This window comes from Actinoplanes couchii (assembly GCF_016862075.1).
In the GTDB taxonomy this organism is placed as follows: Bacteria; Actinomycetota; Actinomycetes; order Mycobacteriales; family Micromonosporaceae; genus Actinoplanes; species Actinoplanes couchii.
This window is the reverse complement of sequence record NZ_BOMG01000064.1, coordinates 301,694-320,347: the sequence shown is the minus strand read 5'-3', so window position 1 is coordinate 320,347 and position 18,654 is coordinate 301,694. Positions and strand designations below refer to the sequence as shown.

Annotated in this window: 16 protein-coding genes; 10 read left to right on the top strand and 6 right to left on the bottom strand. The window is 72.0% G+C overall.

What is annotated here, in order from left to right:
* Positions 1–62 precede the first annotated feature (62 nt).
* Positions 63–2,129, bottom strand: a complete 2,067-nt coding sequence (locus Aco03nite_RS27230; protein ID WP_203799295.1) for a discoidin domain-containing protein — start codon at positions 2,127–2,129, stop codon at positions 63–65.
* Positions 2,130–2,301: 172 nt separating this feature from the next.
* Here Aco03nite_RS27230 and Aco03nite_RS27225 point away from each other — a divergent pair, with 172 nt between their 5' ends.
* The 4 genes from Aco03nite_RS27225 to Aco03nite_RS27210 are packed head-to-tail and all read left to right on the top strand — an operon-like array spanning position 2,302 to position 6,933.
* Positions 2,302–3,552, top strand: a complete 1,251-nt coding sequence (locus tag Aco03nite_RS27225) for a cytochrome P450 (RefSeq protein WP_203799293.1) — start codon at positions 2,302–2,304, stop codon at positions 3,550–3,552.
* On the top strand, positions 3,549–4,661 hold the full coding sequence (locus Aco03nite_RS27220; RefSeq protein ID WP_203799291.1) for an SDR family oxidoreductase: 1,113 nt from the start codon (positions 3,549–3,551) through the stop codon (positions 4,659–4,661). Before Aco03nite_RS27225 ends, Aco03nite_RS27220 begins: the two co-directional genes overlap by 4 nt.
* Positions 4,658–5,290 (top strand): lysophospholipid acyltransferase family protein, encoded by a 633-nt coding sequence (locus tag Aco03nite_RS27215; RefSeq protein WP_203799288.1) that lies wholly within the window; start codon positions 4,658–4,660, stop codon positions 5,288–5,290. The genes Aco03nite_RS27220 and Aco03nite_RS27215 overlap by 4 nt, the downstream gene beginning before the upstream one ends.
* The gene (locus Aco03nite_RS27210) at positions 5,287–6,933 is read left to right on the top strand and encodes an FAD-binding oxidoreductase (protein ID WP_203799285.1); all 1,647 of its coding nucleotides are present in this window, start codon (positions 5,287–5,289) and stop codon (positions 6,931–6,933) included. The genes Aco03nite_RS27215 and Aco03nite_RS27210 overlap by 4 nt, the downstream gene beginning before the upstream one ends.
* Positions 6,934–7,016: 83 nt before the next feature.
* Here the strand turns inward: Aco03nite_RS27210 and Aco03nite_RS27205 are convergent, their stop codons facing one another.
* A complete protein-coding gene (locus tag Aco03nite_RS27205) occupies positions 7,017–7,790 on the bottom strand; it encodes an SDR family NAD(P)-dependent oxidoreductase (RefSeq protein ID WP_203799282.1) in 774 nt (257 codons plus the stop codon).
* 162 nt (positions 7,791–7,952) lie between these two features.
* On the opposite strand from Aco03nite_RS27205, the gene Aco03nite_RS27200 reads away from it, so the two are divergent.
* The gene (locus tag Aco03nite_RS27200) at positions 7,953–8,762 is read left to right on the top strand and encodes an SGNH/GDSL hydrolase family protein (protein ID WP_203799279.1); all 810 of its coding nucleotides are present in this window, start codon (positions 7,953–7,955) and stop codon (positions 8,760–8,762) included.
* On the opposite strand, the gene Aco03nite_RS54770 is transcribed toward Aco03nite_RS27200, so the two are convergent.
* Both Aco03nite_RS54770 and Aco03nite_RS27195 read right to left on the bottom strand, forming a co-directional pair.
* Entirely contained in the window at positions 8,746–8,871 is a 126-nt protein-coding gene (locus Aco03nite_RS54770; protein WP_373872638.1) for a hypothetical protein, read from the bottom strand. The two genes, Aco03nite_RS27200 and Aco03nite_RS54770, sit on opposite strands and share 17 nt — an antisense overlap.
* Positions 8,872–8,897: 26 nt before the next feature.
* Positions 8,898–9,815 carry an AraC family transcriptional regulator gene (locus Aco03nite_RS27195; protein WP_203799276.1) on the bottom strand — a complete coding sequence of 306 codons (918 nt, stop codon included), beginning with the start codon at positions 9,813–9,815 and terminating at the stop codon, positions 8,898–8,900.
* Positions 9,816–9,951: 136 nt separating this feature from the next.
* On the opposite strand from Aco03nite_RS27195, the gene Aco03nite_RS27190 reads away from it, so the two are divergent.
* From Aco03nite_RS27190 to Aco03nite_RS27175, 4 genes are all read left to right on the top strand, one after another.
* Positions 9,952–10,251, top strand: coding sequence for a DUF1330 domain-containing protein (locus Aco03nite_RS27190; protein ID WP_203799273.1), 300 nt, complete (start codon positions 9,952–9,954; stop codon positions 10,249–10,251).
* Between the two features lie 207 nt (positions 10,252–10,458).
* Complete coding sequence (locus Aco03nite_RS27185; RefSeq protein WP_203799270.1) at positions 10,459–13,473, top strand: FtsX-like permease family protein; 3,015 nt, start codon at positions 10,459–10,461, stop codon at positions 13,471–13,473.
* Positions 13,470–16,535: an FtsX-like permease family protein gene (locus Aco03nite_RS27180; protein ID WP_203799267.1), complete on the top strand. Its 3,066-nt coding sequence runs from the start codon at positions 13,470–13,472 to the stop codon at positions 16,533–16,535. Before Aco03nite_RS27185 ends, Aco03nite_RS27180 begins: the two co-directional genes overlap by 4 nt.
* A gap of 130 nt (positions 16,536–16,665) precedes the next feature.
* Entirely contained in the window at positions 16,666–16,881 is a 216-nt protein-coding gene (locus Aco03nite_RS27175) for a DUF397 domain-containing protein (RefSeq protein ID WP_203799264.1), read from the top strand.
* A 109-nt stretch (positions 16,882–16,990) separates the two neighbouring features.
* Here Aco03nite_RS27175 and Aco03nite_RS27170 read toward each other — a convergent pair whose 3' ends face one another.
* On the bottom strand, positions 16,991–17,320 hold the full coding sequence (locus Aco03nite_RS27170) for a putative quinol monooxygenase (RefSeq protein ID WP_203799261.1): 330 nt from the start codon (positions 17,318–17,320) through the stop codon (positions 16,991–16,993).
* A gap of 70 nt (positions 17,321–17,390) precedes the next feature.
* On the opposite strand from Aco03nite_RS27170, the gene Aco03nite_RS27165 reads away from it, so the two are divergent.
* Positions 17,391–18,284, top strand: a complete 894-nt coding sequence (locus tag Aco03nite_RS27165; protein ID WP_203799258.1) for a LysR family transcriptional regulator — start codon at positions 17,391–17,393, stop codon at positions 18,282–18,284.
* Here the strand turns inward: Aco03nite_RS27165 and Aco03nite_RS27160 are convergent.
* Positions 18,237–18,590 (bottom strand): aminotransferase class IV, encoded by a 354-nt coding sequence (locus Aco03nite_RS27160; protein WP_275415911.1) that lies wholly within the window; start codon positions 18,588–18,590, stop codon positions 18,237–18,239. The genes Aco03nite_RS27165 and Aco03nite_RS27160 overlap by 48 nt on opposite strands.
* Positions 18,591–18,654: the final 64 nt, after the last annotated feature.

Genomic DNA, 18,654 nt, shown 5'->3' with positions numbered 1-18,654 from the left:
GACACCGGGTGCGATGGACCGTCCTCGGCCGAGGCTTCCACCACCACGTACACGCCACACCGCTACAACAGCGGGCCGGCACACGCGGCGGCGGCGAAACGCCCGGAACACCCAGGATCGCACGGGAAAACTGAGACGCTGGAGTAGAGGGTGACCAGCTGATCCCGGCTCGCGCCCTCCACCTCGACGGTGTGCAGCTTGGTGTTCCAGGCGGCTTCGGCGCGGCTGTGGACCGTCTCCAGGGTGTCCGCGGCGGCGATCTCCAGCTCCAGGTTGTGCCGGGCCTGCTCGACGCCGAGCAGCGAGGTGGCCACCCGCAGGTTCACCGTCTTCGCGCCGACGGTGACGTAGCCGGTGGAGGGCCGGTTGCCGGCCGGCAGCATCCCACCGCCGAGCACCGGGGCGTCGACGGTGGCGTAGAGGAACATCCGGGACGCGCCGTTGGACAGGCCGCTGCGCACGTCGGTCCAGCCGGTGATCGTGCCGGTCGCCGGGTCGACGGTCAGGCCGGCGTTGTCGTCGACGTTGTCGAAGATGATGTTGCCGCCGTCGCCGGTGAAGGTGAACTTCAGCAGGGCGGCGTGGTCGGTCGGCGCGACCTCGGCTTTGAGTCCGCTGTCGAACGTGACACCGTAGTAGTGCGGCCGGGCGGTCTCGTTCTCGTGGTGGAACGGCAGCGCGCGGGCGGTCCGGTCGGCGTTCGGGACACCGGTGCCGTCCTGCGGCATGAACTGGAAGGTCTGCCGGTCGGCCATCCACGGGCTCGGTTCGTGGCTGACCGACAGGGCCTGCAGCTGCGGCAGGTTCTGCGCGTTGTTGGCCTTGTGGTACTCGTACAGCCAGTTCAGGGTGCCCGCGTTGGTCACCGGGGTCCAGAAGTTGAAGCCGTGCGGCACCGCGGCGGCGGGGATGTTGTTGCCACGGGAGAAGCCGCCGCTCGACTGGGTGCCGCGCCGTGTCTCCACGTACTCGGCAAGGCTCTTGCTCGGCTTCTGGGCCTTGACGTCGGTGAGGGTGATGTCGTCGAACCAGGCCCGCCAGGGGCTCTGCGGCCCGGACGGCTTGTCGTAGGCGACCAGGATCCGGTCGACGGTCTTGCCGCGGGCGACCTCGCCGATCCGCGACACGATCTTGTTCCACTGGTTCGCGGACAGCTTCTTCGACGCGCCCTGCGCCTGCGGGCTGACCACGGTCCCGTGCTGGTCCCGGGCCTTCAGCGCGCTCAGGAAGGTGCCGTCGGTGAACGCGAGATCCACCGCGGTGAAGGTGGCCGGATAGCTCAGGTCGTCCCTGGTGAACTCGGGGAACACCAGATAGCTCAGCTCGGTGTCCGGTCCGACCTTCAGATCAACGTCATAGATCTTGTTGTACGTATACCCGCGCCCGTCGGTGGCATGGCGCCCGGCGAACTCCAGCGACGCCAGGCCGGAGTACCCGACCCGGGCCTTGGCGGCCGGCGCGTTGGACGGCCCGGTCCCGATCGCGCTGCGGGCCGGCTCGGCAGGTGGCGGCGTGTCGTCGCCGTTGGACAGCTGCAGGTCGGCCAGCTGCACGATGGTCGCGCCGCCGTTCGCGGTCACGGTCAGCCGGTAGAACCCGAACTCGCCGGGCGTGGCGACGTCGTAGAGGGTGGTGGCGCCGCGCTCGCCGAGGCTCTGTCCGGTCCGGGTGTCGACGGTCGTCCAGGTGGTGCCGTCGGCCGAGCCTTCGAGGCGCCAGTCGCGGGGGTCGCGGGTGGGTGCGTCGTTGGCCGCGGTCAGCGCGTAGCGGGCGACGCGTACCGGCGCGTTCAGTTGGTAGGTGACCCAGCCGGTGCCGGCGAAGACCAGCCATTTGGTGTCCGGGTCGGCGTCGAGCAGGTTCTCCTTGACCTCGCCGCCGCTGGTGTTCTCGCCGGAGGCCGCGACCGCGGTGACCCGGTCGTTGACCGAGCCGGGGATCCCGGTCCGCAGCCGCCCGTCCACGCCGGAGGTTCGTTCCGCGGTGTTCTGCCAGGTGGGCGGTGGATCCGTGGTCTCGAACGAGGTGCTGAACCTCGGTGCCGGGGCGGCCGAGGCCGGCCGGCTCACCACCACCGCCCCTCCGGCCAGGACAACCGACAACAGGGCGGCGAGCGGCGCAGAACGCATGAGGCCTCCGTCAACATCGATGATCGTCAGCCATCTTCGATCGCCTGATATCGATCTGTAAAGGTCTCTTAACAAAGAGGGTGGTGAGGGCTGCTGTCCCGAACCCGCGTCCTCCGAGGACTTCACAAATCTGTCCACTATCTGTCCAGTGCGGGCGCATAGCATCGCGCGTATGACGGAGTTGATCGATCTCTCGGGTGTGGAGTTCTGGGGGCGGTCGCCGCGGGATCGGGATCGGAGCCTTGCCGTTCTGCGGCGGGAGGCGCCGGTCAGCCGGCAGCGGCCGCTCGACGATCCGGTGCTGCCCGGTGCTGCAGGGGACGGCTACTGGGCGGTGGTCGGGCACGCCGAGGTGGTGGCGGTCAGCCGGGATCCGGAGACGTATTCGTCGGATGCCCGCTACGGCGGGGTGACGATGGAGGCGCTGCCGCCCGCGCTGGCCCGGGCCACCCAGTCGATCATCGCGATGGACGCGCCCGAGCACGCGCTGTTGCGCCGGCTGGTGTCGTCGGCGTTCACGCCGCGGCGGATGAGCCTGATGGACGCGGCGATCCGGCGCGCGGCCCGGGACATCGTGGGCGCGGTGGCCGAGCCGGGCCGGGAGTTCGACTTCGTCGCCGAGGTGGCCGAGCCGCTGCCGATCTGGGCGATCTGCGAGATCCTCGGGCTCGACGAGCCGGACCGCACATGGATCCTGCCGCACGCGAACGCGATGACCGGCTGCCGGGATCCGCTGTTCGGCGGAACCGATCCGATCGGGGCGCTGCGGGACGGGCTGGTCGCGTTCGGGGCGCTGACCGCGGAACTGATCGACGACCGGCGGCGGCATCCGGGCGATGACCTGATCAGCGCGCTGGCCGAGGCCGAGGTCGACGGCGAGCGGCTGACCGACGACGAGATCGCCGCGTTCGTGATCCTGCTCGTCATCGCCGGGAACGAGACGACCCGGCATGCGATCGCGCACGGGGTCAAGGCGTTGCGGGACAGCCCGGAGCAGTGGGCCGCTGTCGCCGCCGACCCGGAAGGGCTTCTGGACGGGGCGGTCGAGGAGATGGTTCGCTGGGCCACCCCGATCATGACGTTCCGCCGGACGGTGACCCGGCCGGCGCTGCTCGGCGGTCACCGGGTGACGCCGGGCGAGAGCGTGGTCCTGTTCTACGAGTCGGCCAACCGGGACGAGTCGGTGTTCGAGGATCCGTGGCGGTTCGACATCCGGCGCCGGCCGAACCGGCACATCGCGTTCGGCGGGGGCGGGCCGCACTTCTGCCTGGGCGCGGTGATGGCACGCAAGCAGATCCGGCATCTGGTCGCCGAGGTGGTGACGCGACTGCCGGGCCTGGAGCTGGCCGAGCCTCGCTACGTGCTCGGCAACTTCATCAACGCCATCGGCACGATGGCGGCCACGAACGGAGCGAAGCCATGACCGTGCACGTGGTGACCGGCGCGACCGGGCTGGTCGGCGCCGCCCTGGTGCTGGAGCTGCTGGCCCGTACCGGCGCCGACGTGGTCTGCCCGGTCCGTCCGGGCCGCACCGACGCCGCCACCCGGCTGACGGCCGCGCTGACCGGGGCGGCCCGTGCCTACGGTGCCGACGAGCGGTTGATCGCCCGGTGCCGGGCCGTCCCGGCCGACCTGACCCGGGAGCTGTGCGGAGTGGACCCGGCGGCGGTCGGCCCGGTCGACGAGTTCTGGCACTGCGCGGCCGACCTGCGCTACGAGGACCGTCACCGCGAACTGCTGTTCGACACCAACGTGACAGGTACCCGGCACGCGCGCGAACTGGCGCGGGCGCTGGGCGCGACGGTGTTCAACTACGTCAGCACCGCGTACGTGGCAGGCCGTCGCACCGGGCTGCTGCGGGAGGAACCGGCCCCGGCCGGGCTGGGGAACAACCACTACGAGGAGAGCAAGACAGCCGCCGAGCACCTGCTGTCCGAAAGTGATGAGCCGATGGTGCGAGTGTTGCGGCCCAGCATCGTGATCGGGCACAGCACGACGATGGCGGTGGCCGGCGGCCGGACCGGGCTGTACACGATCCACCGCCGGGTCTTCCAACTCGACCGGATGCTCACCCTGATCGGCGACACCGACGGCCGGGAACGGCCGCTGCGGATCCGGGCCGACGAGGACAGCCGGATCAACGTGGTGCCGGTCGACCTGGTCGCCGCGGACGCGGTCACGCTGAGTGAGGCAGCGGCGCCGGCCGGCGTCTATCACCTGACCCACCCGGCCCCGATGCGGCTGCGACCGGGCCTGGATCTGATGTTCGCGATGTCCGGGCTGCCCGCCCCGCTGCTGGTCGGCGACGACGACGGCTTCCAGCAGATCGACCGGGAGTTCGACAGGCGGCTGGACTTCCACCGGTCCTACATGACCGGGCAGAAGACGTTCGAACAGGGCAACCTGCGGGCGGTCGCGCCGGGCGCGCGGCTGCTGTCGTGGACGATCGACCTGCCGACGCTGGAACGTCTCTACGGCTGGCACCTCGATCAGCTGTCGGCCCGGGCCACGGTTCGGGCCGCGGTGCGGTGAGCGGCTTCCTCCGGACCGCCAATCGGGTCCTGATCGTGAATGCGGTGTTGCGGGCGACAGTGCGGATCACCGTCTGCCGGCACGGCCCACCCGTGCCGGGCCCGGTTGTCGTGGTCGCCAACCACGCCAGCCACCTTGATACGCCGCTGATCCTGCGGGTGCTGCCGCGGCGGACCGCGGTCGGCGCCGCCGCCGACTACTTCTACGCCTCACGGTTACGGTCGGTGCTGGTGCGGATGTTCTTCACCACCTTTCCGGTACGCCGTCCCGGCACCCCCGACGTCCGCGATGCCACCCACCACGACCCGGCAGGGCTGCTCGCCGCCGGCTGGAATCTGCTGCTGTTCCCGGAGGGCACCCGCAGCCGCGACGGTGTGCCCGGCCGTTTCCGCCGGGGTGTCGCCGCGCTCTGCCTGCGCGCCGGTGTCGCCTGCCTGCCTGTCGGCGTGACCGGAACTCATCACGCCATGCCCCACGGCCGTCGCTGGCCCCGCGCCGGCCGCCCACCCGTCGCCGTACACATCGGGCAACCGTTGACCCCTGCCGCCGGCGAGGACGCGACAGCGTTCACCGCTCGGTGCGCCGCCGCCGTCGGCGCCCTCATCACCTGCCCGGGAGAGACATCATGAACCGTGAAACCATGAAATGGTGGGGCTGGGGCCGCGAGGACACCGCCTTCCACCACGACGACAAACCGGCGCTGCGCCCCCTGCTGCTCGACCGCCTCGGCGTCGACATCGACATCCCCGCCGCCGGCCCGCCGCACCTCGACGACCTGCACCTTCCGCAGCCGCATCGGCCCGAGCCGCTGACCTCGGCGCTGGCCGCGGCGACCGAGCTCGGCGACGTTCCGGTCGAACGGCTCACCCACGGTACCGGCAAGTCGCTGCGCGAACTCGTCGACCTGCGCGCCGGGCGGATCGGCAGGCTGCCCGACCTGGTGGTGTACCCGGGCGACGAGGACGAGACGGCCGAGGTGCTACGCCTGGCCGCCGAGCACGGCGCGGTCGTCATCCCGTTCGGCGGCGGCAGCAACATCAGCGGCAGCCTGCGCCCGCCCGGCGACGAGACACGGCCGGTGATCTCACTCGATCTGGCCCGGATGAACCGGGTCGAATCGATCGACACCGAGTCCGGGCTGGCCGTCATCCAGGCCGGCGCGCTCGGCCCGGAACTGGAGGACCACCTCAACGCGGCCGGCTGGACACTCGGGCACTTCCCGGACAGTTTCCAGCATTCGACGCTCGGCGGCTGGATCGCCACCCGCTCCTCCGGCATGCAGTCCGACACGTACGGTGACATCGCCGCGATGGTGGCCGCGGTGCGTGTGGTGACCCCGCGCGGGCTGCTCGTGACCCGTCCGCTGCCGGGCACCTCGACCGGCCCGTCGGTGCTGGAGATGATCCTCGGCAGCGAGGGCCGCCTCGGCGTCATCACCCGGGCCACCGTCCGGATCCGGCCGCTGCCGAAGCGCCGGGTGGTGCTCGGATACCTCTACCCGAGCTGGGCGGCGGGCCTGCGCGCCGCCGCGGCGATCACCCGCGGCGAGGCCCGGCCCGCGTTCGTGCGCCTGGCCGACGCCGAGGAGACCACCTTCTCGCTGTCGCTGCGCACCGGCGGTCCCGGCCGGACCGGGAAACTGCTCGACGCGTACGTACGGACCATCCGCCGCCAGGATCCGCGGCAACTCTGCCTCGGGCTCGTCGGCTACGAAGGGTCACCCTCGTCGGTGCGCCGTGACCGGAAGCTGGTGGCCACGTCGGTGCAGGCCGAAGGTGGGTTCGCGATCGGCGCCGGGGCGGGCGCGGTGTACGACCGGAAGAAGTTCGACACGCCGTACATCCGCGATTTCCTGCTCTCCCGCGGTGTGCACGCCGACGTCTCGGAGACCGGTGCGCCCTGGTCCCGCCTGCCCGGACTGTATGACGAGGTGATGACCGCGTTCCGCACCGGTCTGGCGGAGTCCGGGGCACGGGGGTCGGTGATGTGCCACCTGTCGCACACCGACCCGATCGGCGCCTGCCTGTACTTCACGTTCGCGGTGGTGCCGGCCGAGGACGGCGACCTGAGCACCTACGACATCGTGAAGTCGTCGGTCCAGCAGGCGTTCGTCGACGGCGGCGGCACCCTGTCCCACCACCATGCGGTCGGCACCGAACACGCCCGCTGGCTACCCGAGGACGTCTCAACGGCCGGCGCGGGCCTGATCAGCGCCCTGTTCACCGCCACCGACCCGGTCGGCCTCCTCAACCCCGGCAAGATCGTGCCCTGACCAGGCCGTCCGTGCCCGTCCGGTGCGCGGGCGGCCTTCCGAGCACGGTGGCCGACGCGGCCCCTGGCCTGAACCGCCGAGGATCAGTCCGCGGTCGGAAGGGCGACACCGGTCTGTGCGGCGCAGAGGCGCAGCAGCGCGTCCTGGGTCGCGGTGTCGTGTTCGGCCGGGCCGGGGGTCCAGGCCCGCTCGGTGTCGTAGGAGTTCGGCGGGACTGTCACGCCGGTGGCGAGGCGGGCCAGGCGAGCGCCCGCATGTTCCGGGGTGAGCGGGGCCCGGTCGCCGCTGCGGGCGGTCATCGCGGTGGCGACCCATCCCGGGTCGAAGGCGAGAGCATCGGTCCCGGGCCAGAGCCGGCCGAGGCCGAGGGCGAGCAGGACCAGGTGCAGTTTTGTGGTGGAGTACGCCTCACGGCCGTTGAAGGCGCGGCGGGCGTAGCTCGGATCGTCGAGGTCCAGCTTGCCGGACCCGGCCAGCGCGGACGACGTGAACACCAGTCGGCGGGGACGCGGCAACAGGGCCGCCAGCACGTACGACGCAAGGGTGTTGACCTGGAACGTCGTCTCGATGCCGTCCACGGTGAGTTCCCGCTCGGTGGCAGTCATCCGGGCCAGGCCCGCGTTCAGCACCACCGCGTCGAACGGGCCGGTCTCCGCCGCCTGCTTCGCCAGCGCCCGGGTCTGCTCCAGCGACGCCAGGTCACCGATCACCACACCGGCGGCGCCGGGCACCGCGGACTCGGCCGCACGACGCTCGTCACGGGCATGGACCACCACCTCGTGGCCCTGGCCGACGAGCAGGACAGCCGCCGCCCGCCCGATCCCGGCCGACGACCCGGTCAGAAGAATTCTCGCCACGGCAGTGGACATTAACAGTCCATCCACAATGCCCCACACGCCGCGGCCATCGGCGTAGCGTGCCCGTTCATTGGGGGTGGAAGATCGTTCGCGCTCGTCGCCGTGGTGGCTGGACTGCTGACTGGGACGCCGATGCTCTCCGGAGCCGCGGAGGGAGATGACATGATCGCGCGCATGGTCGCCTCCCTGTCGTACGCCGCCCTGGGTAGTTCGTTCGCCTCCGGGCCCGGGATCGAGCCGGTCGTCGACCGTCATGCCATGCGCTCGGGCGACAACTACCCGCACCGGCTCGCGCGCCTGCTGGACGCCGACCTGACCGACCTGAGTGTCTCCGGCGCCACCACCGCGACGATTCTCGACCAGCCGCAGGCGACGATCTGGGGGACCGAGTTCCCGCCCCAGCTCGACGGCGTGCCGGAGCGGGCGGACCTGGTAACGGTGACAGCGGGTGGAAACGATCTGCGGTACATGGGCGCGCTGTTGTTCACCGCCTGGAACCACCTCCAGCCCGGCGGACCGATGGCCAGGCTGATGGGTGCCGATCTTCCCGACGGCGTTCCGCGGCCCGGCGACGAGGACATCGAACGGACCGCGGACGGGCTGACACGGATCGTCAGCCGGGTCCGGGCCCGTGCGCCCCGGTCACGGGTGCTGCTCGTCGACTACCTGACGATCCTCGCCGACGACGTGACACCCCGGCCCGGCATCCCGTTCTCCGCGGCCGAGTTCGAGGAGTTCCGGCTGATCCGGGCCGCACTCGAAACAGCGTACGAGCTTGCCGCACAACGGTCCGGCGCCGAACTCGTCGCGGTCTCGCGGATCAGCCGCGACCACGCACTGGGATCCGCCGAGCCGTGGATCCTCCCGTTCTCGGCGGACCCGACGGGCGCCGCCGGCTCGTTCCACCCGAACGCCGAGGGCATGGCCGCGGTCGCCGACGAGATCGCGAGACACGTCACCGGCCAGGGCTGATCTGTACCAGGTCGTCGGTGGTGCCGGCCAGGTGGTCGAGCATCCGGCGACCCGCCAGGTCCGGGTCGCCGGTGGTGATCGCGACGAGGACGTCCCGGTGCTCGGCCAGGGACCGGGCCGGCTGGCCGTCGCGGGTCAGCTCTGGTAGTGCTCGCGATCGGCGAGGCTCGGCGTCCGCCGGAACGTGCCGGTGGCCACGCCGAACTCCCGTTTGAACGCGTGGGCCAGGGCGAACTCCGAGCCGTACCCGACCTCGCCGGCGATGACCGCGAGCGGGACATCGGTCTGCCGCAACCGCCGCGCGGCGATGTGCAGGCGCCACCACCCCAGGTACCGCAGCGGGGGCATGCCGACGGTGGCGGCGAACCGGCGCGCGAAGGTGCTGCGGGACAGGTTCGCCAGCGCGGCCATCTGATCGACGGTCCACTGCCGGTTCGGGGCCTCGTGGATGTGCCGGAGCACGGTGACGATGCCGGAATCGGCTGCGCCGGCCGAGGAGAGCCCGGGGGAGTGCCCGTCGATCCACCGGCGCAGGATGTCGACGAGGAACAGGTCCAGCACCGCCGATCGGACCGCTTGATCACCGATGCGCCCGCCGGGTTGTTCCCAGGCGATCAGGCTCGTCGTGTGGGTCATCGCCCGGCCCGCGCCGGGGAAGTGCACGTAGTCCGGCATCGCGTCGAGCAGGGCCTGGCCGCTGCGCCGGCGTAGCTCGTACGCGCCGCACAGCAGCACGGCTTCCGATCCGTCGGGCGTACCGTCGCCGAGGTCGGGCCCGTCGGTGTATTCGTGCGGAAGCGTCGCGAGGGGCGGTTGCCGCCCGGCGCCCATGGCGTGAACCGTTCCCCGGGGCAGGAAGACCACGTCACCGGCGCTCAGGCGGATGCTGTGCCCGGCCCCGAGGGAGAACCAGCAGGCGCCCTCCAGGAGCACATGGAATCCGGCCCCGGTGTACGGCCCGAAACGGTTGGCCCAATGCCCGCGGCGCCGGGTGCGGCGAAGAAAAGCATCGCCCTCCCGCAACGACATGACCACCTGGCTCAGCACGTCCACCGCGCAAGGCTAACAACGCCGACGGCGTGACCCGGTCGCGCATGAAACCGGGAGTCACGCGCATGGTTGATCCCCGGCCGCTTACCTAGCCTCGATGTCCAGGAGTTGATCAAGTAGCAGATCCAGGGAGACAGCAGTGACCGCGTACGTCGTCATCGATCTGAAAGTCACGAACCCCCAGGAGTTCGGCCGGTACGCGCGGGAAGCCGCCGACCTGCTCACCCGCTACGGCGGCCGCAACCTCGTGGTCGACCTGAAGCCGGTCGTCCTGGAAGGCTCCTGGCAACCGTCCAGCCTGGTCGTCCAGGAGTTTCCGGACAAGGAGGCGGTGAACCACTGGTACGAGTCCCCGGAGTACCAGCGCCTCAAGGAACTGCGTGAGCGCTGCTCCGAGACGGCGATGGTGGTTGGCGAGACCAGGGCGGCGGTCAGGTAGGCCGCATCTTCACAGATCAGCGACTGACCCTGTCCGCGTACACCGTGGGCGGGGTCAGTCCGTGATGGAGGCACGGAAGGTGTAGCGGTCCCGCGGTGCGCCTGGACGGTCAGCCCGGGATCATCGCTGTCACGCTGCGATCGCACAGTGCCCCCCACACGCTGTGCCCGTCGCGTAGCGTCGCCGTTGATCGGGGGAGGGTGGGGGTTGTTCACGCTTGTTGTCGACGCGGTGCGGGCTCGGACCGCGCAGGTACTGGCGATCTTCGTGTTGACCGCGCTGGCCGCCGCCGTCGCCGCCGCCGGTCCCTGGTATGCCTACGCCGCCGTCACCCGCGCCGCCGAAGCACAACTGAGCGCCGCGTCGGCGGCCCAGCGCAACGTCTCGATCCAGACCGAGACCGACGTCCGCACCGACGCGGCCGCCGTGCTCCGCCGGTTCGCCGATCTCGCCGCCGGGGAGTTGTCCCGCTCCCTGGACCAGCCGGTGCGCGGGATCCAGCAGCGGCTGAGCGTCACCCGGGCCGGCGGCGACGCGAACATGGCGGTCGCCTACCGCGACGACCTCTGCCGGCACGTACGCCTCGACGGGCCCTGTCCGTCCGCACCCCTGCAGATCGCGGTCAGCAACGCCACCGCCCAGAACCTGGGCCTGCAGACCGGTGACACCCTGACCCTGCTGGACCGGACGGGCTTCCCGTTCCGGTTCACCGTCGTCGCCACCTACTCGATGCGCGATCCCGCCGACCCGTACTGGAGCAATCCGCTGTTCCGGGCCGAGGTCCCGGGCCTGGACCCGGTCTTCACACCGGTCGAGACGTTCGGTTCCGGCCTGTTCCAGCAGCCCACACTCACCTACGACGTCCAGATCCCGCCGGACCTGATCCGCGGCGACGGCGCCCAGCGCCTCGGCGCCGCACTGGACGACGCCGAGGCCCGGCTGAAACCGAACCGGCTGCGGATGATCACCGGCATCGACACGGTGCTGGAGCGCATCGCCGCCGACCGGGACACGGTCCGCCGCGGCGTCCTGACCGCGGGCTTGCAGACGCTGATCCTCACCTGGTTCGCGATCGGGATCGCCGGGCGCTGCACCGGCCGGGACCGGCGAACCGACGTGGCGCTGCTCAAACTGCGCGGCCTGAGCCGCGGCGACATCCTGCGGCTCGCCTCGGGACAACACCTGGTGCCGCTGCTGGCCGGGGTGCTGGCCGGTGCGCCCGCCGGGCTGCTGCTCGCCGGTGGCCTCGCCGGGGCGGTACACCCGAGCGACCGGGGCGCCGCGCTGGTGCTCGTCGCCGCCGCGCTCGCCGCCGTCCTGCTCGGCGGTCTGCTCGTGCTGGTCATCGGGGAGGCGCTGGTGCTGCGGCAGCCGGTCGCGGTCCTGCTGCGACGCTCGGCGACGGGCCGCGCCGACTGGCGGGCCACCCTGGTCGACCAGGTGCTCGCCGCCGTCGCCGCCGCCGCGGTCTACCAGTCCCGGTCCGGCGGGCCGGAGGACGGCCTCAAGGTCGCCGCGCCCGCGCTCGCCGCACTGGCCATCGCACTGCTGGCCGCGCGGCTGCTGGTACGCGTCGCCGACCGGGCCGGTGGTGCGGCGTTACGCGGCGGGTGGCTCCGGCTCGGCCTCACCGCCGTCCAGGTCTCCCGGCAACGCGGCGCCGACCGGGTGTTCGCCCTGATCGTGGTCGCGGTCGCGGTGTTCGCCACGGCGGCCGGCGGGCTGGCCGCCGACCGTACCGTCCGGGCCGAGCGCAGCGCCGCGGAACTGGGCGCCGACCGGGTGCTCAGAGTGGAGGCGCCGAACCGTACCGCGCTGCTCGCGGCGGTCCGCCGGGCCGATCCGGGCGGCCGGGAGGCGATGGCGGTGGTCGCCGACACCACGACGATCCCGCCGGTGCTGGCCGTGGACACCACCCGGCTCGCCGCGGTCGCGCAGTGGCGCCCCGAGTTCGGGCCGGCCGGTCTGCTCCCGGACGCGACGGCGGCCGGCGGTGCGAAGCCGCTGCCGCTGGTCACCGGCGACCGGTTGACCCTGCGGACGCGTTCCGAGGGCACCGCCCCGGTCACCGTCGAACTGCTGCTGCAGCACGAGGGCACCGGCCGGCCGGTGGCTGTCGCATTCGGTGTTCCGGGCACGGTCTCGGCTCCGGTGCCCGGATGCGCCGTCGCGCCCGGCTGTCGCCTGGTCCGCTGGGGGCTGACCGCGCCGGGCCGGAGCCCACTCCCGCCGGACACCGTGGTGACGCTGCAGAGCCTGCGGCAGTACGGCCCGGCGGCCGAGGTCCTGGACCCCGCCGGGTTCGGCGACATCGGCCGGTGGCGGCCCGCCGTCGGCGGCGTCGCCATCGACATCGCCACCACCGGCGACGGACTGCGGCTGTCCGCCGACCGCAACGAGCTGGCGGTACGGGTGAGCAGCACCGAGGTCTGGGCGTCCGACACCGCGATGCCGCTGCCGGTGGTGCTGGCCGGCGAGGCTCCGGCCGAGTGGCGGCTCACCGACCCGTTGCTGACCTCGTTCGGCCAGGTCCCGGCACGGGTCGCCGGCACTGCGCGGGCCCTGCCCGGGCTGGGCACCAGCGGAATCCTCGTCGACCTGGACGCCACCCGCCGTGTCGCGGGGGAGAGCGAGCCGCCCGGAGAGTTCCAGGTCTGGCTCGCCGCCGGCGCCCGCCCGGGTCTGACGGCCAACCTGACCGCCGCCGGGCTCACCGTGATCACCGCCGACAGCACCGCGCAACGATCCGCTGTCCTCGGTGGCCAGGGACCGGCGGCCGTCGCACGGTTCGGGTTGCTGGCCGGGGTGGCGGCGCTGCTGCTGGCCGCGGCCACGACAGCCGTCGCCGCCGCCGTCGACCGGCCCGTGCTGCGTGGCCAACTCGCGGCGCTGCGCTCGCAGGGGCTACCCGCCCCGGCCGCGGTCACCACCGGTTACGCCGGGACGGCCGCCCTCGTACTGGCCGGTCTGTCGGTCGGGGTGTTCGCCGCCGCGCTGGTCGGGCCGCTCACCCGGATCGTGGTGCCACCGTTCACCGACGGCTGGGCGGTGCTGCCGCCGCCCGCCCCGCAGAACGGTGTTGTGCTCGCGCTGTCCGCACTGGTCGCCCTGGTGGTGCTCGGCGTGACCGGGTGGCTGTCGGTGCGGCCGCTGCTTCGCGGTCTGCGAGCACCAGGCGCCGCGGCCGGTCGTGGTGCCGACCCGAAAGAGGACGGCCGATGATCTCGCTGGTCTTCGTCATGCTCTGGCACCGCCGCGGGCAGGCCGTCACCCTGGCCCTGCTCGGCCTGCTGGCGGTCACCGCCGCGGTCGCCGCCCCGGCCTACCTGATCGCGGTGGACCGTGCGGTCGCCGCCGGGCAGATCGCCACCGCCGCGCCGGACGAACTCGGCCTGGTGGCGAGCGCGGTGCAGAACGAGCGCGTCGCCACCGAGGACGACACCGGGCCGCCGAGCCCGCCGGAGCAGGACGGGTTGCAGTTCGGCGACGTGGCCACGGCGCTGATCGCCCTGCCCGGCTTCACCTACGTCTACTCGGCCGAGTACTGGGTCATCGGCATCGACCCGAATCCGGCGAACGCCGGACTCCTCGTCTACCGCCAGGACGTCTGCGCCCACCTGCGGATCCTGACCGGCCGCTGCCTGGCAGCCGAGGGCGATGTGCTGCTCGGCGAACACACGGCACAGCGGCTGAGCCTGAAGGCGGGCGACTCGGTCGAGCTGCGGTCGGCCCTGCCGAGCCCGGACCCGAAACGGAAGATCTGGCTACCGGACGGGAAACCGCGGCGCCTGCTGATCGCCGGCACCTACCGGGCGGCCGAGCCGAACGCCGGCTACTGGGGCGCCCGCGGTTACTTCACCGCGACACCGGAGACCGGCCCGGGCGAACCGATCTTCACCACCGCCGTGACCCAGCAGACGATGGACCACGGCCAGATCACCCTAGCCATGGACGGCCGGGCCGGGCCGGCCGCACTGAACCCCGACCGTCTCGGCCAACTCCGGGCCGACCTGCAGAAACTGGAACAGTCCACCGCCGACGTCGGCATGGCGGTGAAGATCGACACCGGTATGACGGCACTGCTGGACCGCATCGACGTCGGACAGACCTCGACCCGGCCGCTCGTGCCGGTGCTCGCCGTGCCCCTGATCCTGCTCGCCTGCTTCACCATCTTCCTCACCGTCGGCTACGGCCTCGAAGGACGGCAGGGCGAGCTGGCGGTCGTCGCGCTGCGTGGCTCACGATGGTGGACCCGGTGGTGGCTGGCGGCCGGCGAGAGCCTCGTCGCGGTCCTGGCCGGCGCCCTGTGCGGCTGCCTGACCGGGCAACTGCTCGTCGATGCGATCGCCGCGATCGTCTTCCCGGACGGCGGCGTCCCCTCCGCCTGGACCTCCCTGCGCTACGCACCACTGGCCGCCGGGGCAGCGCTGCTGTCGGTGATGCTCGCCCAGCGCCGGCAGCTGGTCGGCTCGGTCGCCGCACTGCTGCGCCGCAACCCCGCCACCGCCGACGGCCGGTGGGCGATCGCGGGGGAGGTGCTCGCCGTACTCCTCGCCGTCGCCGCCTCGGTCCAGCTCGTACTCTCCCAAGGCTCGCTGACCGGGGTGGGCCTGTTCGCACCCGCCATCCTGATGCTCGCCCTCGGCCTGCTCACCGCCCGCGCTTCACTGCCCTTGATCAGCCGGTACGCGGTCCGCGCCCTGCACCGCGGCCGGCTCGGTGTCGCCCTGGCCGGTCTGCAACTCGCCCGCCGCCCCGGCGCCGGCCGGCTCTTCGCGCTGCTGGTGGCCACCGTGGCCGTCACCGGGTACGCGACCTGTGCGGTGGACACCGCCACCACCGGCCGCGCCGTCGAGGCGACCCTCGGCACCGGAGCGGCCCGGGTCCTCACCGTGCAGACGGCACAACCCCAGCAACTACTGGCCGCGGTACGCCGGATCGACCCCGACGGTGACTTCGCCATGGCCGTCACCCGGCTGCCCCCGGGCACCACCGCCGACGAAGCGCCCGGCCTGGCCGTGGACTCCACCCGGCTCGCAGCCGTCGCGGCGTGGCCCGGCGACGGACCCGGCCCGGACGAGGTCGCCGGCCGGTTGCGCCCGGAGTTGCCGGCCCCACCGGAGTTCCCCGGCCCCGACATCGCCGTCGACGTGGCGGCGTCCGGACTGGTACCGGGCACCAAAGGCCTGCGGCTGCAGGTGTCGGTCTCGGCACTGAACGGGATCGGCGACGCGGTGATCGAACTCGGTGAACTACAGAACCGGGCGGCGACGTACCGGCAGAAGATCGAGGTCTGTCAGGAAGGATGCCGCATCGACGGCATCGGGTTCGCCCGCACCGGCACGTCCCGCATCACCGCCGAGGTGACACTCAAGGGTTTGCGCGCCACCGCCCCGGACCGGAAGGTGTGGCCGGTGACCCGGCTGGCCGACCCGAACAGCTGGCGGGCCAGCCCGGAGGTACGGGTGGCGCAGGCGCCGGACGGCCTGCGGATCACCTTCGACGAATCGATCAGCGCCTCCCCGCTCGTCTGGATCAAGCCGGCCAGCACCCCCGACCCGATCCCGGTCGCCGTGGCCGGTGCCCGCCCCACCGGCGACGTCATCAGCGGCCTGGACGCCAAACCCATGCTGACCACCGACGCCGGAACCCTGCCGGTCGTGCCCCAGGTGGGCCGCCGGGCCGTCATGGTCGACCTGGAGTACGCGGACCGGACGACCATGAACGCCGGTCTCAGCACCACGCCACAGATCTGGCTCAACACGACGGCGCCACCGGACATCCTGGACCGGGTCTCGGCCGAAGGACTCACCGTCGTCGCCGATGTCCGTGCCGACCGGATACGCCAGCGCCTCGACCAGCAGGGGCCGGCGCTGGCGCTCTGGTTCCACGTGCTGACCGGCGTCCTGGCCGTGCTGCTGGGGGCGGGCGCGCTGGTGCTGGCGGCAGCGGTGGACCGGCGCCGCCGGGTCGAGGACCTGTCCGCGTTGCGGAACCAGGGCCTGCGCCCCGGCCCGGCCGGCCAGGCGATGCTCTGGACGTACCCCGCCCTGGTCGCCGTCGCCGTGGTGATCGGCCTGCTGGTCGGTGCGCTCGCATGGCTGGTCACGGGCTGGGCGTTGCCCCTCGCTGGCCCGAACCCGCCGGACCTCCCACTACCCGCCTGGCCGAGGATCACCGTGCTGCTCACGGTGGGCGCAGCGGTCCTGCTGACACTCACCGCCGTGGCCGTCGCCACGGGCCGCAATCTGCGCCGGCGTGTGACGCGCCGGGGACCGCTGTGACTACGTGACGCCGGACATGACGCCCGGCGGCCATCGCCTGATGGACTGAACAGTTCGTTGCCGCGCCGCGGAGTACGTACGTTGAAATTCCCGATGCTCCGGGAAGCTCCCGTCGCCGGTGAAGGGATCGATGATGAAAACGACTTGGCAGAAGAGCTCGTATTCGGTGGCCAACGGCGCCTGTGTCGAAGTCTCTCTGGACGGCAGCCGTGGCACGAACAGAATTCTGGTGCGGGACTCCAAGAACCCGTCAGGCGGAACCCTCGCATTCGCCCTGCCCTTGTGGACGGCGTTCGTGACCGACGTCAAGTCGGGCCGCTTCCCGTCTCCGGGTTCAGCGAGCTGATCGCACGAGCGTGAGGATTGCGTCACAGCCGGGCCGCCGGACACCTATCCGAGGGCTGCGATGCCGCCCGCACCGCTCTGCGGGGCTGCACCACCAGTAGCTCGGGATGTCAGGGGTGTTCGACCGGGCTCATCCAGGTGACGGTGATGGAGGTGGGGTCGACCATGCCGGCGATTGCTGTGCCGTATGCCTTCAGGTGTGGCTGGGTGCCGTGGGTGGCCAGGTCGGGGCCGGTCGTCCAGCGTTCGTAGAGCACGATCGTGTCGTCGGTGGTGTGGAACTCGTAGGCCTCGCAACCCTTCTCGGCGCGTACCGGAGCAAGGATCTTCCGCACCTCGTGCAGGAACGCCTCCCGGTTGCCGGGTGTCGTGGTGAAGGTTCCGACGCAGGCGACCGGCTGCGGCGAGGTGAGGATGTGCTCGGGGATCGTGATGCTCATGGCGGAAGTCAAACCGAACGCAGCGGCGTACGCCAATGCCGTCTGATCATGGGGCGTTATCGTCGGGGGCATGCCCGACCTGGAACTGCGTCAGCTGACGTATCTGATCGCCGTGGCCGAGACCGGGAGCATCACCCGTGCCGCCCAGCGCCTGCGGATCACCCAGCCGGCGTTGTCCCGGGCGGTGAAGACTCTGGAACGTACGGTCGGTGTGCCGTTGTTCCTGCGCCGGCCGCACGCCACCGAGCTGACGGCGGCGGGATCGGTGCTGCTCGGCGAAGCCTACGAGCTCGTCGGACGGGCCGGCCGGGCGGTGGAACGTGCCCGGGACACGCGGACGCTGCAGGTCGCGGTCGCGGGGTGTGACGTGCTGACCGTGATGGCCACGGCGCGTGCTGCCGGCGTACCCGCGCAGATCGTGCCTTTCGATTGGAAGATGGACCTTGCCCAACTGCGATCGGGTGCCGTGGACGTGGCGCTGCTGCGGGACTGTTTCGACCGTGACGGCCTGCACTTCGTCCCGGTGTCGACCGAGCCTCGCGTGATGGTCCTCAGCGACAACCACCCCCTTGCCGGTACGGCCGCCCCGACCCTGGCCGAGGTACGTGACGCCCCGATCGCGTGCCTGCGGGGGATGTCCCCGGCGGAACGCGCGCACTGGGCCGGCGCCGACGTCGACACCCGGCCGTGGCGGCCGGGCCCCGAGGTGGCCGGGGTGTCGGAGCTGATCACCGAGCTTCGGCTGGGCCGTTCGATCGCGTTCGTGCCGGCGTCGGCGCTGCACGACGTGGGGGATCCGGCTGCCCCGCTGCCCGGCATCGTGACCCGCCCGGTCGAGGGCCTGTCACCGAGCCGGCTGGAGGCCGCGGTGGCCACGACGGACCCGGCCGTGCGGGATTTCGCGTACCGGCTGTCCTCAGAGGTCGTCGAACGGGACCGTTTCCCAGGCGTCCCGCAGCAGTGACGTCAGCTTGTCGGTGGCCGGGAAGGGGACGGTGTCGATGCTGGTGACGGGCTGGGCCGGGCAGATCGAGTTGACGGCTGCCGCGCCGGTCAGCAGCGGCAGCTCGATCGCGTCGACCGGGCGGATGGTCCACGGCGTCCCGTTCATGGAAAGCGCCAGCTGCAGCAGCACCATGGTCACGCCCTTGAGCATCGGCGCGTCCGGCCAGATCACCTGGTCGCCGTCGTAGAACGCCACGTTCCACGACGTGCCCTCGCTGATCAGGCCTTCCCGGCCGACGAAGAGCGCATCGTCGTAGCCGGCCAGTCCCGCTGATAGTCGTCGGTCCGGACACGTAGCGGCCGGTGGGCGCTCGCGGCGGAGGCACTCG